Here is a 15276-nt window from a genome sequence, read left to right as displayed (position 1 = left end):
CAGCAGCCCGACGCTAGAGGAAGCTGTAGGGGTCGACGTCGACCGCCACGCGCACCGCCGCGGGCACCTTGACCCCGGCCAGCCACTGCCGCAGCAGCGGCTGGGCGCGCACCGCGCGACCGGCGTGCAGCAGCAGCCGACGACGGTGCCGGCCGCGCACCATGGCCAGCGGCGCCGGTGCCGGGCCGAACACGTGAACGAAGCGCTCGCCGTCGCCATCCAGCCTGGGCGCGGCGCGTCCCAGCGCGCGCGCCGTGTCTTCCACCACCGTCGCATCGCGGCCGGATACGATCACCGCGACCAGCCTTCCGAAGGGCGGCATGGCATGGGCCTCGCGCGCGGCCAGTTCGGCCGCGACGAAGCCGTCGCGGTCGCCGGCGCAGACCGCGGCGATGACCGGATGGTCGGGCCGATAGCTCTGCACCAGCACGCGTCCGGGCCGGTCCTCGCGGCCGGCCCGGCCGGCGACCTGCACGATCAGCTGGTAGGTGCGCTCCGCCGCCCGCAGGTCGCCGCCGTCGAGGCCGAGGTCGGCATCGACCACCCCGACCAGGGTCAGGCCGGGAAAATGGTGGCCCTTGGCCAGGACCTGGGTGCCGACCAGCACGTCGATCTCGTGCGCCAGCATCGCCCGCCGCAGCGCCTCGGCCGCCGCCGGGCCGCGCAGGCTGTCGCTCGAGACCGCCAGGATGCGCGCCTGCGGCAGCAGCGCCGCCACCTCCTCGCAGACCCGTTCGATGCCGGGCCCGCAGGCGACCAGCGCATCGTCGGCGCCGCAGGCGGCGCACTGCCGCGGCACCGGGATCGCGTGACCGCAGTGATGGCACTGCAGGCGGCCCAGCCTGCGGTGTTCGACCAGCCAGGCGGTGCAGTTCGGGCACTGGTAGCGGTGGCCGCAGGCGCGGCACAGGGTCAGCGGCGCATAGCCGCGCCGGTTGAGGAACAGCAGCGCCTGTCCGCCTGCCGCCACCGTATCGGCCAGGGTCCGGCGCAGCGTCGGCGCCAGCCAGCCGCCCGGCGGCGGCGGGTCGGCGCGCATGTCGACGGCATCGACCGCGGGCAGCGCCGCGTCGCCGTGGCGGTCGGGCAGCGCCAGCACGCCGTAGCGGCCGCGTTGCACGTTGTAGAGCGTCTCCAGCGCCGGGGTGGCCGAGGCCAGCACGACCGGGTGGCCGGCCAGCCGGCCGCGTGCCACCGCCATGTCGCGGGCGTGGTACGGCACGCCGTCCTCCTGCTTGAACGCCGCCTCGTGCTCTTCGTCGACCACGATCAGGCCGAGGTCGTCGAACGGCAGGAACAGGGCGGAACGCGCGCCGACCATGACGCGCGCCGCGCCTTCCGCCACCGCCCGCCACGTCACCCGCCGGCGCAGGGCGTTGACCTCGCTGTGCCAGACCGCCGGCGCGCAGCCGAAGCGGTCGGCGAAGCGGGCGAGCCAGGCATCGGACAGCGCGATCTCCGGCAACAGCACCAGCGCCTGCCGCCCCTTCGCCAGGCAGGCGGCGATCGCCTCGAAATAGACTTCGGTCTTGCCGCTGCCGGTGACGCCGTCGAGCAGATGGACGCTGAAGGCGCCGGCGGCGACGGCGTCGCGCAGGGCCGACGCCGCCCGCTCCTGCGGCGGCGACAGCGCCGCGCCGGGCCGTTCGATGTCCGGCGCCGCGAAGGGCGGCCGCGGCGGCAGGTCGGCCAGCCGCAGCACGCCGGCCTCGACCAGGCCCTTGACCACGCCGCTGCCGACCCCGGCCGCCATCGCCAGCTCCGCCGGCGGCAGGGCCGGCAGGTCGGCAAGCGCCGCCAGCAGGCGGCTGCGGGCCCCGGTCACGCGGATGCCGGGCTCGCCGAGCTGGCGGTCGCCGGCGACCACCGCCTGACGCGGCCGGGCGGGCGCCCAGGCGTCGGCGGGGCCGAGCGCCATGCGCAGCACCGCGCCGGGCGGCTGGCAGTAATAGGCGGCGATCCAGTCGACGAAGCGGCGGGCGACGTCGCCCATCGGCGGCACCGGCAGCCGCGCCTCGACCGGTTTCAGCCGCGCGGCCTCCACCGACCCCTCTGCGGCACCCCAGGCCACGCCGAGCACCGTGCGGCCGCCCAGCGGCACCACCACATGGTCGCCCGGCTCGATCACCAGGTCTTCCGGGACGGCATAGTCGTAGGCGCCGGGCAGCGGCAGCGGCAGCAGCACCGCGATCCGGCCGCGCGATTCGGCGTCGGCCGCGCCGGCGGGCGGCCCAGATGGCGGGTGCGATGCCGCATCGTTTGCGCTAGACATGGGGCCAGAGGTGATCAATTCAGCCGGGGCAGTGCAAGGATCGTCGCCATGAAATTCTTTCTCGACACGGCCGAGCTGGCCGAGATCCGCGAGCTGGCCGATTCCGGCCTGGTCGACGGCGTCACCACCAACCCGTCGCTGATCGCCAAGGCCGGCCGCGCCTTCATCCCGACCATCGCCGAGATCTGCGAGATGATCCCGGGCCCGGTCAGCGCGGAGGTGGCGGCAACCGACTATCCGACCATGCTGGCCGAGGGCCGCCGCCTGGCCAAGATCGCCGGCAACGTCGCCGTCAAGGTGCCGCTGACCCCGGACGGCCTGAAGACCTGCAAGGCGCTGCGGTCGGAAGGCACCATGGTCAACGTCACGCTGTGCTTCACGCCGGCCCAGGCCATCCTCGCCGCCAAGGCCGGTGCCACCTTCATCTCGCCGTTCGTCGGACGGCTGGACGACATCGGCATCGACGGCATGGACCTGATCGCCGATATCGTGACGATCTACGAGGCGTTTCCCGATTTCGACACCCAGGTGCTGGTGGCCTCGGTGCGCAACGTCCACCATCTGACCGCGGCGGCCCGGCTGGGCGCGGACGTGGCGACCATGCCGCCCGCGGTGCTGAAGAAGATGTTCGAGCACCCGCTGACCGACAAGGGGCTCGCGGCCTTCGTCGCGGACTGGGCCAAGACCGGCCAATCGATCCTTGACGACGGCGTGCACAAGGCCGCCGAATAGCCGCAAGCCGCGAGTCGGGCCGATCGCCCGGACGCGTGCGGCACGACGCAACCGAACGGGAGATCGCTTCGTGGCCAAGGCCGACGATTCGGCGGAACGCAGCGTGCGCGCGATCAGCGGCGACGAGGTCGCCGGCTATCTGCGCCGCAACCCCGGATTCCTGGTCCAGTATCCCGACGTCGCGGCCATCCTGCACGCGCCGGACCGCTTCGCCGAGGTCGAGGAGGACTCCGGTACCGGCGTGGTCGACCTGCAGCGCTACATGGTCGAGCGGCTGCGCAGCGACGTCAACCAGGCGCAGCTGCGTACTGCCCGGCTGATCGACACCAGCCGCGAAAACCTGGTCGGCCAGCGCCGCATTCACGAGGCGGTGCTGTCGATGCTGGCCGCGCCGAATTTCGAGCAGCTGATCGAGGCGGTGACCACCGACATGGCGATCCAGCTCGACATCGACGTCGTCTCGATCTGCGTCGAATCCGACCGCAAGCTGCCCGAAGGCGCCCTGCGCCAGGGCGTCATCGTGATGGACGAGGGCATCGTCGACGAGATCATGGGGCCGTCGACCGACTGCCTGCTGCGCGACAACGTGACGCCGGCGCCCGACCGCGAGCTGGTGTTCGGGGCCGGGGCCGGGCTGATCGATTCCGACGCGCTGATGCGCATCCAGCCGCACCCGACGATGCCGACCGGCATCCTGGCGCTCGGCTCGCGCGAGCCGGACAAGTTCCACCCCGAGCAGGGCGCGGAGCTGCTGCTGTTCCTGGCCCGCAGCTTCGAGCTGTGCCTGCGCACCTGGCTGTGCGACCGGCCGGCCGACTGACCGCCCGCGCCACCTCGGCACCTCAGGCCAGGGCGGCCGGCACCGGCACGCCCAGCGTCGCGGCGCGTGCCTTCAGCCCATCGAGGATGCCCCTGTACAGCGCCACGCCGTTGGCGTTGCCGTCGCGTCGGCGGGCCATCGCGCTGTCGCCGGGCAGGCGCACCTTCTCGACGCCCGGCCGCGGCGGGTTCGACCGGCAGGCGTCGGCCAGCCAGCCGGTCTGGCGCAGATAGGCATCCACGCCGCCGAACGCGGCCGGGTCCATCACCTGCACGAACACCGAGGCGCCCCAGCCTTCCGGTGCGTCGGCCCGGCCGTGGCCGGACAGCGCCTGGGTCAGTGCCTCGATCATCAGCGCCAACCCGAAGCCATTGTGGCCGTGATCGAGCCCGCCGGTCGGCAGGATGCTGCCCGGCGGATCGGCAAAGACCACGGCCGGATCGTCGGTCGGCTCGCCGCCCGGCGTCAGCAGCCACGGGTGCGGCATGCGCTTGCCCTCCGCCTTCAGCCGCGCGCTCATCCCGTTGGTGGTGATCGAGGCGCTGATGTCGATCAGCATCGGGTCGCCCGGCGTCGGGATGCCGATCGCGATCGGGTCGGGGGTGAACACCGGCTTGCGCCCGCCGAACGGGGCCACCGAGCGGCCGGCGGGGTCGGACGTCGCCAGGATGATCATCTTGTCGTCGTCGGTGGCCAGCGGCAGGAAGGCGGCCAGGCAGGCGATGTGGTGGCTGCAGCGGATCGCGACGATGCCGACGCCGTGGTGGCTGGCACGGTGACTGGCCAGTTCGATCGCCTTCACGGTCAGCCAGACGCCGGGCAGCGTGCGGCCGTCCCAGGTGACCACGGCACCGCCGTCGGCGACCACGTGCGGCTCGCCGGTCAGCGCCATGCGCCCGCTGGCGATCTGATCCAGATAGCCGGGCGCCAGGGCCAGCCCGTGGGTGGTGTGGCCCATCAGGTCGGCCTCGACCAGGTAGCGCGCGACGATGTCGGCCTTGTCGGCGTCCATGCCGGCCGCCGCGAACAGCGCGGCTGCGAATTCGGACAGCACGCCGGGCTGGAAGCGTGGGTCTGCGGTCATCGGTCTCTCTCGGCTGGCTTGGGTTGGCGCCCGGGCAGGAGCGGCCCGGCCGGTCACCGGGGTCGGCTCATTCCGGCTCGGGCGGTGGGCTGGGGTCGCGCGGGCAGATCGCCGGGTTGAACGGGTCGATCATGAACGGATAGGCCTGCATCGCGCCCCACACGAAGCCGGTCCGGATCTGGGTGGCGCCGGCCTCGGCGGCCAGGATCTGGGCGGTGCCCAGCACCATGTAGGCGCCGCGCAGCAACTGGTCGCCGAACTGGGCGTCGTCCAGCTCCTCCAGCGCCGGCAGGTTGCCTTCGACCAGGCCCAGCAGGAACAGCTGGGTACCGGTGTCGATCGGCAGCTCGGGCGTCAGCGTCTCCGGCAGCTCGGCCCAGGATTCCAGCGAGACGTTGCGCATCTCGTAGCGCGGCTGCTGGCCGGGACAGGTCAGCGGCTCGCGGAACGCCAGCACATAGGGCTCCAGTGACTGCTTCGAGGGAAAGGCCAGGCTGCGGTCGTTCCAGGCGGCGAACAGCTCGCGCACCCGCTGGATTCGCTCGCTCGCCAGCGCCTCCTCGACCGTGCGATAGCTGCCGTCGGCCTTGACGAAGGCGTCCGCCATGGCCATCGCCGACCCGCCCAGCGCCGCGGCCGTGCAGACGCCGATGAGGATGAGCCGCGGGTTCCACATTTGCCGGGTCGCTTCCGGGGGTCTGTTGCGATTCCTTGCTCAACCTTCATACACGGGCCGGCCTGCGGCCGGCCAGTGCGGAATTGAAGCCGGCCGGCGGCTCATCCTTCCGTCTCGGCCCAATCCATCAGCCGGCGCATGAAGGCCATGCACGCCTCCACCTGGGCCAGCTCGATGTATTCGTCGGGCTGGTGCGCCTGGGCAATCTCGCCCGGACCGCAGATCACGGTCGGGGTGCCGTTTTCCTGGAACAGGCCGGCCTCGGCGCCGTAGGCGACCACATGGGTGCGGTTGGTGCCGGCAAGATGCATCGCCAGCGTCTCGGCCGCATTGCCCGGCTCCGGCCGCAGCGCGGGGATCCAGGTCAGCGGCTCGGTCGTCACACCGGTCTGCGGGTCGACGGCGTGCATCGCCGGCAGGATGTCGGAAGCGACGAACGCCGCCACCCGGTCGACCAGCGGCTGCGGGTCGTCGCTGGGCAGGTTGCGGATCTCCCAGTCGAAGCTGCAGATGCGCGGGACGATGTTCAACGCGGTGCCGCCGCGGATGCGCCCGACATGCAGCGAGGTGAACGGCGGATCGAACCCGTTGTCCCGGTCCGCCGCCGCCTGCCGCGCCGCAGCCAGGCCGGCGATGAAGTCGACGATGCGCGCGGCATAGACGATCGCGTTGACGCCGCGATGGATCCGGCTCGAATGCGCCTCCAGCCCGGTCACCGTGGTGCGGAAGGCATGGACCCCCTTGTGCGCGTTGCACACCCGCATGCCGGTCGGCTCGCCGACGATGATCGCCAGCGGGTCGACCTCGGGCGCCTTCAGCGCCGGCAGCGCGTCGCGGACGCCGATGCAGCCGACCTCCTCGTCGTAGGAGGCGAGCAGCCAGATCGGCCGGCGCAGCGACCGGGCCAGGAATTCCGGCCCCAGCGCCAGCACGATGCCGATGAAGCTTTTCATGTCGGCGGTGCCGCGGCCGTACAGCCGGTTGTCGCGCGCGACCAGCCCGAACGGGTCGGCGGTCCAGGGCTGGCCCTCGACCGGGACCACGTCGGTATGGCCGGACAGCACGACGCCGCCGGGCCGGTCCGGCCCGAAGCGGGCGAGCAGGTTGGCCTTGTCGCCGCCGGCCCCGGGGAACAGCCGGGTCGGCACGCCCTGCCGTTCCAGCACCTGCCGCATCCAGTCGATCAGCGCCAGGTTGGAGCGGTCGGAGACGGTGTCGAAGGCGACGAGATCGCCGATCGTGCGGACGACGGCGTCGAGCGGGACGGGCGTGGCGGGCGGCATCGGGTCTCCTCAATCGCGCCAGAAGGACGGGACCAGCAGGATCAGCACGGTGAACAGCTCCAGCCTGCCGATCAGCATGCCCGCCGACAACAGCCACTTGGCGGCGTCCGGCAAATCGGCGTAGTTGCCGTGCGGCCCGATCTGCTCGCCCAGGCCCGGGCCGACATTGGCGATGGCCGAGGCGGCGCCGGACACGCAGGTCAGGAAATCGAGGCCGAGCAGGCCCAGCGCCATCGACAGCAGCGCGAAGCACAGCACGTAGACGAAGAAGAACGCCATCACCGAGACCTGCACCTGCTCGGAGATCGGCCGGCCGTTGTAATAGGCGATGAACACGCCGTGCGGCTGCAGCAGCCGTCCCATCTGCGCCCGGGCGGTCTGGTACAGCACCTGATAACGGAAGATCTTGATGCCGCAGGTGGTGGACCCGGCGCAGCCGCCGGTGAACATCAGCAGGAAGAACACGGTCACCGCGAAGGTGCCCCACAGCCAGTAGTCGGCCGTGGCATAGCCGGTGCCGGTGATGACCGAGACCACGTTGAAGCTGGCGTAGCGCATCGCCACGTGCGGCTCGATGCCGTTGCGCAGCCACAGCCACAGGAACATGGCCAGGATCGCGATGAACACCACGCCCAGGAACCACTGCACCTGGGAATCGCGGAACAGCGCCAGCACGTCGCCGTTGACGAACTTGAGGTAGAGCACGAAGGGCAGGCTGCCGAGCAGCATGAACACGGTGGCGGTGACGTCGATCATGGTGTTGTCGAAGCCGCCGATCGAATGGTCCAGGGTCGAGAAACCGCCGGTCGCGATCGTGGTCATCGCATGGGCGATCGCCTCGAAGCCGGTCATGCCGAAGCCCCAGTACAGCCAGGCGCAGCCCAGGGTCAGCACCAGATAGATGCTGCCGATGGCGCCGGCGAGCTGGGTGGCGCGGGGCAGCGCCTTGTCCGATTTGTCGGACGATTCCAGCCGGAACAGCTGCATGCCGCCAACCTGCAGCACCGGCAGCACCGCCATCGCCATGACGATGATGCCGATGCCGCCCATCCATTGCAGCAGCGCGCGCCACAGCAGCACCCCGGGCGGCGCCTGGCTGAGGTTGGGGATCACCGTCGCGCCGGTGGTGGTGATGCCCGACATCGCCTCGAAGAAGGCGTCGGTGAACGACAGGCCGAGCTCGGCGAAGGTCAGCGGCAGCGCAGCGAACAGCGTCAGCACCAGCCAGCTCAGGCCGGTCATCACGAACGCCTGGCGCAGGTTGATGCGCATCGCCCGCGTGCGGTTGGTCAGCATCAGCGAGACGGCGACGAACAGAGTCACCATGGCCGCCACCGCGAAGGTCTTCCAGTCCTCGTGGCCGGCGACCAGGTCGGTCGCGGCAGGCAGGCACATGGCCAGAGCCAGCGTGGCCAGCAGGGCACCGACGACGAACAGGATGGGGCGAAAATCCAGCACCGGCGGATGCTAGCCCGGATTGACCGCACCCGCCACGCCCGGCGTCGCGGCGCCCGGATGCACCGCCGGCGGCGGCCGAACCCATGCGGCCGGCATGTCCGGTACGGATGCGACGATGGCGGCGGCGGGCGAGCGGCTGCGGCCGCCCGGCTCAGTGCATGTGGGCGCGCGCGTCCGGCAGGTCGAGCGAGAAGGCGGGCACCGCCACGTCGAATACCTCGCCCGACGTGGCCTGCATCTCGTAGGTGCCGACCATGAAGCCGGACGGCGTCTCCAGCGGGGTGCCGCTGGAATATTCGTAGGTCTCGCCGGGCTGCAGCACGGGCTGCTCGCCGACGACGCCGGCGCCGCGCACCTCGTGCACCCGGCCCAGCGCATCGGTGATGCGCCAGTAGCGGTTGCGCAGCTGCACGGTCACCTCGCCGCGGTTCTCGATGCGGACGTGATAGGCCCAGACGAAGTGGTGCTCGTCCGGCGAGGATTCATGCTCGAGATAGACCGGCTCGACGGTCACCGTGATCGCGCGCGTACACGCCCGATAGGTCTCGTCCTGTACCACTGCCCTACCCACGCTTATGCCCGGTGGTTCGCGATAACATCATATTTATCGCCCAGGCCGGGGCCGCCGGCAATATGCGATTTGTAACGAATTGCGGGGGTTTTTCGGCCTGAGCCAGGGCGTCGCGGCCGCCGTGCGCGTTGCTGCCGCGGCGGCCCGAACGCACCCGCACAGCAGAACGGCGCTGCCATGGCAGCGCCGTTCCATGCGGTCGGAACCGGGCCCGCCTTACATCGCGTTGACGACGACGCGGCGGTTGGCCTGGTTGCGGACGCCGTCACCCGTCGGCACGGCCAGGTCGCTCTCGCCACGTGCCTCGGTCGAGATCCGGCCGGCATCGACACCGCCGGACACCAGCGCGTTCTTCACCGTGTCGACGCGGGCCTGCGACAGGCGCATGTTGTAATTGGCCGAGCCGACCGTGTCGGTGTGGCCGACCAGGTCGACATGCAGCGCCGGGTCGGCAAGGGCCGCGCCCAGCACTTCCTGCACCACCACCTGGCCCGCCTGGGTCAGGTTGGAGCGGTCGAAGTCGAACAGGATGACGTAGCTGCTTGCCGGGGTGACCACCGCGCCGAGCGAGGCGAGGCAGGTCTCGAAGTTGTCGCGGCAGGCCGCGATGTGGGTCGGCTGGTGGTTCTCTTCCTGCTGCTCAACCCAGCAGTCGAACAGAACCTGGCAACGGGCCGCCGTCTCCGGCTGCGCGTCGCGGGCGCCGCCGTCGAGCGCGGCCAGCAGACGCGCACGGGCGTCGTTCAGCACGGGAATCTGATCCTCAGGCTCCCACCAGTTGCTGACGTCTTCCGGCAGCACGACCTCGCCACCGGCCGCGGCAAGGCCCTTGACCGCGAAGTAGTCGGCGTCGACCCAGTCGTTCATCTTCAGCGCCTCGTACTCGGCGAGGGACTGATACTCGTTGGCAAGGGCGACCGTGAACGGCGAACCGACACGCTCCGCAGACTGCAACGCATCGAGATTCCATCCGGTGGCACAACCCGAGACGAGCGCCAGGGCACCAACGGCGACGCAGGCCTTAAAGCCACGTGTCATTTCCGTTACACTCCTCATGAAACAAACGCCTCCTTCATCGTGAGGATCTCACCCTCGTTCGTTAAGCTCTCACACGCCGACGATATGCCCGCCTAGGTGATCGCATCGTTAAACACCGCGTCTCCGAACACGGCCACGTCCAGCCGGAACACAGTTAGACCGCCATGGTTCGCGATCGTCCCGACTATGTTTAGCCGAATCAGACAAGGTTGCAAGCAACCCACGGGCAAGCCTCACGCCTGATCGTGTGGGTTATACCCCACCACCGGCACCGACGCCACGCCTTCGCACCGTGGAAACCACGCGAAATTCATTTGGTTTGAGTTGTTTATGCCGATTTCTGAATGACTGCGCTCAAATTGCAACAGTGTGCGGCAAATTCATCACAGACCGGCCAGCGGCCGCCCGCATACGGGTCGCCAGTCGCGATCCGGCGTCCGGCCGGTCGCATCCGCACGCGGCGTTGCGCGCGGCGCCGGCGCCCCCTATGATCCGCGGCTGTCGGCGGCTGGCCGCGCGGGTGTAGTTCAGTGGTAGAACGACAGCTTCCCAAGCTGTATGTCGTGGGTTCGATCCCCATCACCCGCTCCAGCCCGGCCGGCGCCTGACGCGCCGGACCGCACCGCCGGCATGTCCCGCGAATCCGAAGCGATCCGCCTGTCGCTGTGCGACCCCGCCTGCGGCCATGGCCGAACGGCAGCGCCGGCCTCCCGCCGGACTACTATCGTAGGACTGCCGCGCGCGCGAAGACCCGCGGGTTAACGCGACGCAAACTTTCTGCGCCTTAGGATCGGGAAACCCGCCGGAACGACCAGGACAGGCACCCGACCCCGTCATGCTGATCGAAGCAGCCGAACCGACGCTTGCCAGCGAACAGGCAGAGGTCCCGCGCGAGCAGCCGATGACCATTGTCATCGTCGACGACATCCTGGCCAACGCCATGCTGATGGAAAAGCTGGTGCAGTCGATCGGCGGCGTGCACACGCGCACCTTCATCGACCCGATCGAGGCGCTGGAATGGTGCGAGTGCCACACCTTCGACGTGCTGCTGCTCGACTATCTGATGCCGGCACTGGACGGGATCAGCTTCCTGAAGCGCATGCGCCGCAACCCGTCGCTGGCCGACGTGCCGGCGGTCATGATCACCGCCGAGGAGAAGTCCGAGACGCTGTACGAGGCGCTGAACGCCGGCGCCAACGACTTCCTGAAGAAGCCCGTCGACCCGATCGAGCTGGCTGCGCGCACCCGCAACATGCTGCGCCTGCGCGCCCGCCAGCTGGAGCTGGAGCGCGCCAACCAGCAGCTCGCGCTGCTGGCCAACACCGACGGCCTGACCGGCGTGGCCAACCGCCGCTACTTCCTCGAACGGATGGAGGAGGAGCTGGAGCGCGGCCGCCGCTATCACAGCCCGCTGGCGCTGGCGCTGCTCGACGTCGACCATTTCAAGCAGGTCAACGATCAGAACGGCCACCAGGCCGGCGACGAGGTGCTGAAGGCGCTGTCGGACTTCACGGTCGGGCTGCTGCGGTCCAACGACCTTGTCGGCCGGCTGGGCGGCGAGGAGTTCGCCATCCTGATGCCCGAGTCGGACGAGCAGGTCGGAGCGGTGGTCTCCGAGCGCGTGCGCGCCGAGCTCGCGGTCCATCCGATCAAGACCGTTGCCGGCGATCTGTCGATCACCGTCAGCATCGGCGTCACCCAGGCCTACCCCGATCTGGACAATGCCGAGGCGATCCTGCGCCGCGCCGACCGCGCGCTCTATCGCGCCAAGAGCGCCGGCCGCAACCGCGTGATCAAGGCCGGCGCGTTCGAAGGCGAGGGCGAGGGCGAAGGCGGCGGGGCGGACGGTGTGCCGGTCCCCGCGACGCGCGACTGACCCGGCCCGTCAGGCCCGCTTGATTTCGGCAAATGCCGCCAGCGCCGCCGCGCGCGCAGCGCCATGGTCGACCATCGGCCGCGGATAGTCCGCGCCCAGCCGGATGCCGGCGTCGCCCAGCTCCAGCGCGGACGCAGTCCAGGGCCGATGGATCAGTGGCGCGGGCAGCCGCGCCAGTTCGGGCAGCCACCGCCGCACATAGGCGCCGTCCGGGTCGAACCGCTCGCCTTGCGCCACCGGGTTGAAGATGCGGAAGAACGGCGCGGCGTCGGCGCCGCAGCCGGCCACCCACTGCCAGCCCAGGCTGTTGTTGGCAAGGTCGGCGTCGACCAGCGTGTCCCAGAACCAGGCCGCGCCATGCTGCCAGGGCTGCAGCAGGTGCTTGACCAGGAACGACGCGGCGACCATGCGCACGCGATTATGCATCCAGCCGGTGGCCCACAGCTGGCGCAGGCCGGCATCGACCAGCGGATAGCCGGTCCGCCCGCGCTGCCAGGCCGCGCGCTGCGCGGCATCGTCCTGCCACGGGAACCGGACGAATTCGGACCGCAGCGGCCGCTCCGTCATCTCCGGGCGATGGTACAGCAGGTGGTGGGCGAACTCCCGCCAGCCCAGCTCGCGCAGGAACGGTTCCGCCGCATCGGGGGCGCGTTCTGCCTCGGCGCGGGCCAGCGCCGCATGCCAGACCTGCCGCGGACCGATCTCGCCCCAGTGCAGATGCGGCGACAGCCGCGACGTGTCGGCCCGATCCGGCCGGTCGCGCCCGCCGCCGTAGTTGTCGAGGCCATCGAGAAACGCGTCCAGCTGCGCCCGGGCCCCGGCCTCGCCCGGCCGCCAGACCGCGAAGCCGCCTGCCCAGTCCGGCGAGGTCGGCAGCAGGCGCCAGTCGGCGAGCGTGTCGCCCGCCGGCGCATCGGCCAGGCCGCGGACGCATTTCGGCGCCGCGGTCGGCACCGGCACCGTGGCGCCGGCGCGCAGCGCGCGCCAGACCGGCGTGAACACGGCATAGGGGGCGCCCGCCCCGGTCGTCACCGTCCACGGTTCCGCCAGCAGGCCGGCATTATGGCTATCGGCGGCGATGCCGGCCGCGCGCAGCGTCGCCTTCACCGTCGTGTCGCGGGCAATCGCGAACGGTTCGTAGCAGCGGTTCCAGTGGACGGCGCCGGCATGCAGTGCCGCTGCCACCTGCGGCACCACCGCGTCCGCCCGGCCACGGCGCAGGATCAGCGGCACGCCGCGATCGCCCAGCGCCCGCTGCAGCGCCGCCAGGCCGCGGTGCAGCCACCAGCGGCTCGCGCCACCCCAGCGCCAGCGGCCGGGCGTGTCGTCGTCCAGCACGAACAGCGCCGCGACCGGCGCACCCGCGGCCGCCGCGGCGGCCAGCGCCGGATTGTCGGCCAGGCGGAGGTCCTGGCGGAACCAGAGGAGGACGGGCTTCTCGGTCATGGATCGGTAGCCCCGGGAAGGAGGGGTCGCTGTGGATGCTACGGCCGGCCGCGGCGGGTGGATCAGCGGGCCGGAATTAGCACTGCCTTAGCCGGGGCCGTGCGATAGACTCGCCGGTCATGGACGGTGAATCGCAAGAGCGCGTTGGCGATCGCGCGCGACAGGCGGCGCAGGCGCCGCTGTCTGCGATGGTGCCGACCCGCAACGAAGAGCGCAACCTGGCGGACTGCCTGGAGTGCCTGGCCTTCGCCGCCGAGCGGATCGTGTTCGATTCCTACAGCGACGATGCCACGCTGGCGATCGCCGCCGCCAAGGGCGCGCGGGTGGTGCAGCGCCGCTTCGACGTGTTCTCGACCCACAAGAACTGGGCTCTGGACCACATCGACTTCGCCCATGGCTGGATCCTGCTGGTCGATGCCGACGAGCGGGTGACCCCGGAACTGGCCGCGGAGATCCGCGCCATCGTCGAAGCCGACGATCCGAACGGCCCGGCGGGTTACTATATCGCGCGCCAGAACCTGTTCGCCGGCAAGTGGATCCGCCACGCCGGCATGTATCCCGACTACCAGCTGCGCCTGTTCCGGCGCGGCCGCGCCCGCTACGAGGACCGCATCGTGCACGAGCACATGCAGGTCGACGGCGCCACCGGCACCCTTGCCAACCACTTCGTCCACCACGACTACAAGGGCATCGAGCGGTACTTCGACCGCCACAACGTCTACACCAGCCTGGAGGCGGTGGAGATCCACCGCATGCTGACCGGCAAGGCGGCCGACACCATCAAGCCGAACTTCTGGAAGAAGGGGCCGCCGCGCCGGCGCGCGCTGAAGAACTTCGCCTACCGGCACCTGCCGATGCGCTCGGTCTGCGTCTTCCTGTACATGTATGTCGCCAAGGCGGGCTTCCTCGACGGCCGCATCGGCTTCCGCTACTGCCTGATCCGCGCCTTCCACGAATACCAGATCAGCGTCAAGCTGCTCGAGCTGCGCGATCCGACCTCGGCGATGTGGGCCAGGTACCGGCATTGGCTGGACCGGTGAGCGATTTCCGCTGCCTGCGCTGCGGCCACACCGCGGCCGCGCGCGTGCTCGACGGCGTCCCTGATGCCCGCTTCGGCGTGCCCGGCGCGTGGGACATCGTGCGCTGCGGCGCCTGCGGCCTGGACCACACCGCGCCGCGCCCGACCGGGCCGCAGCTCGGTGCGCTTTACGCACAGTACTACAATTTCGGCGGATCGGACGAAGGCGCCTACAGCCGGCTGCGGCGCCGCTTCCTGACCTCCGGCCTGTACCGGCTGTTCCTGGCGATCGACGGCGACATCGCCTTCGAAGCGGCGAAACCGCCGGCGCCGGACCGCACCAGGCTGCTCGACGTCGGCTGCAACGAGGGCCGCAAGCTGCTGCTCTACCGCCGCAACGGCTTTGCCGCCGAGGGGCTGGAGGTCAACGCGGTCGCTGCGGCCGCGGCGCGCCGGCTGGGCTTCACGGTGCACGAGGGCGACATCGCCGACCTGGTCGACCCGCAGGGGTTCGACGTCCTGGTGATGAGCCAGGTGATCGAGCACGTGCTCGACCTCGACGCGGCGCTCGGCCACTGCCGCCGGCTGCTGCGGCCGGGCGGCGCGCTGTGGCTGAGCTGCCCGAACGCCCGCAGCTGGTTTCGCGCGCTGTTCGGCCGGCGCTGGATCAACTGGCACGTGCCGTTCCACATCACCCATCTGCGCGGCCGGGACCTGAGCGCCGTGCTGGAGCGAAACGGTTTCGTGGTCGAAACGGTACGGACCGAGACGCCGGCCCTGTGGGTCGCGCAGTCGGTCATCGCCGCACTGTTCGCGCGGCCGCCGCGGCCGACGCGCGCCTTCCGCAACCCGCTGCTGGTGATCGGACTGATGGGGCTTGCCCGCGGCTTGCTGTTTCCCCTGCCGATGCTCGCCAACGCCCTCGGCCGCGGCGATTGCCTGGTGCTGCGCGCCCGCCGCGGCTGACGGCTGCGGCCCGGTCGGCGCGCCCCTGCGACATTC

13 protein-coding genes and 1 tRNA gene are annotated in these 15276 nt (G+C 70.8%); 6 read left to right on the top strand and 8 right to left on the bottom strand.

The annotated features are described in order from the left end of the window. Window positions 1–13 precede the first annotated feature (13 nt). Window positions 14–2272 carry a primosomal protein N' gene (locus tag R3F55_12060; protein MEZ5668146.1) on the bottom strand — a complete coding sequence of 753 codons (2259 nt, stop codon included), beginning with the start codon at window positions 2270–2272 and terminating at the stop codon, window positions 14–16. Window positions 2273–2320: 48 nt separating this feature from the next. On the opposite strand from R3F55_12060, the gene fsa reads away from it, so the two are divergent. Continuing rightward, window positions 2321–3004 carry a fructose-6-phosphate aldolase gene (gene fsa, locus R3F55_12055; GenBank protein ID MEZ5668145.1) on the top strand — a complete coding sequence of 228 codons (684 nt, stop codon included), beginning with the start codon at window positions 2321–2323 and terminating at the stop codon, window positions 3002–3004. Between the two features lie 70 nt (window positions 3005–3074). Further along, window positions 3075–3824 carry a DUF484 family protein gene (locus R3F55_12050; protein ID MEZ5668144.1) on the top strand — a complete coding sequence of 250 codons (750 nt, stop codon included), beginning with the start codon at window positions 3075–3077 and terminating at the stop codon, window positions 3822–3824. 22 nt (window positions 3825–3846) lie between these two features. On the opposite strand, the gene R3F55_12045 is transcribed toward R3F55_12050, so the two are convergent. The 6 genes from R3F55_12045 to R3F55_12020 form a co-directional block, all read right to left on the bottom strand. Then, the gene (locus R3F55_12045; GenBank protein ID MEZ5668143.1) at window positions 3847–4908 is read right to left on the bottom strand and encodes an Ldh family oxidoreductase; all 1062 of its coding nucleotides are present in this window, start codon (window positions 4906–4908) and stop codon (window positions 3847–3849) included. Between the two features lie 67 nt (window positions 4909–4975). Further along, a complete protein-coding gene (locus tag R3F55_12040; protein MEZ5668142.1) occupies window positions 4976–5584 on the bottom strand; it encodes a hypothetical protein in 609 nt (202 codons plus the stop codon). A 101-nt stretch (window positions 5585–5685) separates the two neighbouring features. Then, a complete protein-coding gene (argE, locus tag R3F55_12035; protein MEZ5668141.1) occupies window positions 5686–6867 on the bottom strand; it encodes an acetylornithine deacetylase in 1182 nt (393 codons plus the stop codon). 9 nt (window positions 6868–6876) lie between these two features. Further along, the gene (locus R3F55_12030) at window positions 6877–8325 is read right to left on the bottom strand and encodes a TrkH family potassium uptake protein (protein ID MEZ5668140.1); all 1449 of its coding nucleotides are present in this window, start codon (window positions 8323–8325) and stop codon (window positions 6877–6879) included. A gap of 151 nt (window positions 8326–8476) precedes the next feature. Next, a complete protein-coding gene (apaG, locus tag R3F55_12025; GenBank protein ID MEZ5668139.1) occupies window positions 8477–8896 on the bottom strand; it encodes a Co2+/Mg2+ efflux protein ApaG in 420 nt (139 codons plus the stop codon). A 216-nt stretch (window positions 8897–9112) separates the two neighbouring features. Further along, on the bottom strand, window positions 9113–9934 hold the full coding sequence (locus R3F55_12020) for an OmpA family protein (GenBank protein MEZ5668138.1): 822 nt from the start codon (window positions 9932–9934) through the stop codon (window positions 9113–9115). Between the two features lie 516 nt (window positions 9935–10450). On the opposite strand from R3F55_12020, the gene R3F55_12015 reads away from it, so the two are divergent. Next, window positions 10451–10525: transfer RNA gene (locus R3F55_12015), tRNA-Gly, on the top strand. A 244-nt stretch (window positions 10526–10769) separates the two neighbouring features. Then, window positions 10770–11810 carry a diguanylate cyclase gene (locus R3F55_12010; GenBank protein MEZ5668137.1) on the top strand — a complete coding sequence of 347 codons (1041 nt, stop codon included), beginning with the start codon at window positions 10770–10772 and terminating at the stop codon, window positions 11808–11810. Between the two features lie 9 nt (window positions 11811–11819). Here R3F55_12010 and R3F55_12005 read toward each other — a convergent pair whose 3' ends face one another. Then, window positions 11820–13256, bottom strand: a complete 1437-nt coding sequence (locus R3F55_12005) for a deoxyribodipyrimidine photo-lyase (GenBank protein ID MEZ5668136.1) — start codon at window positions 13254–13256, stop codon at window positions 11820–11822. A 188-nt stretch (window positions 13257–13444) separates the two neighbouring features. On the opposite strand from R3F55_12005, the gene R3F55_12000 reads away from it, so the two are divergent. After that, window positions 13445–14296, top strand: coding sequence for a glycosyltransferase family 2 protein (locus R3F55_12000; protein MEZ5668135.1), 852 nt, complete (start codon window positions 13445–13447; stop codon window positions 14294–14296). Next, on the top strand, window positions 14293–15240 hold the full coding sequence (locus R3F55_11995) for a class I SAM-dependent methyltransferase (GenBank protein MEZ5668134.1): 948 nt from the start codon (window positions 14293–14295) through the stop codon (window positions 15238–15240). Before R3F55_12000 ends, R3F55_11995 begins: the two co-directional genes overlap by 4 nt. Window positions 15241–15276: the final 36 nt, after the last annotated feature.

The organism is Alphaproteobacteria bacterium, assembly GCA_041396705.1.
Taxonomy (GTDB): Bacteria; Pseudomonadota; Alphaproteobacteria; order CALKHQ01; family CALKHQ01; genus CALKHQ01.
This window is presented reverse-complemented; position numbering and strand designations above follow the sequence as displayed.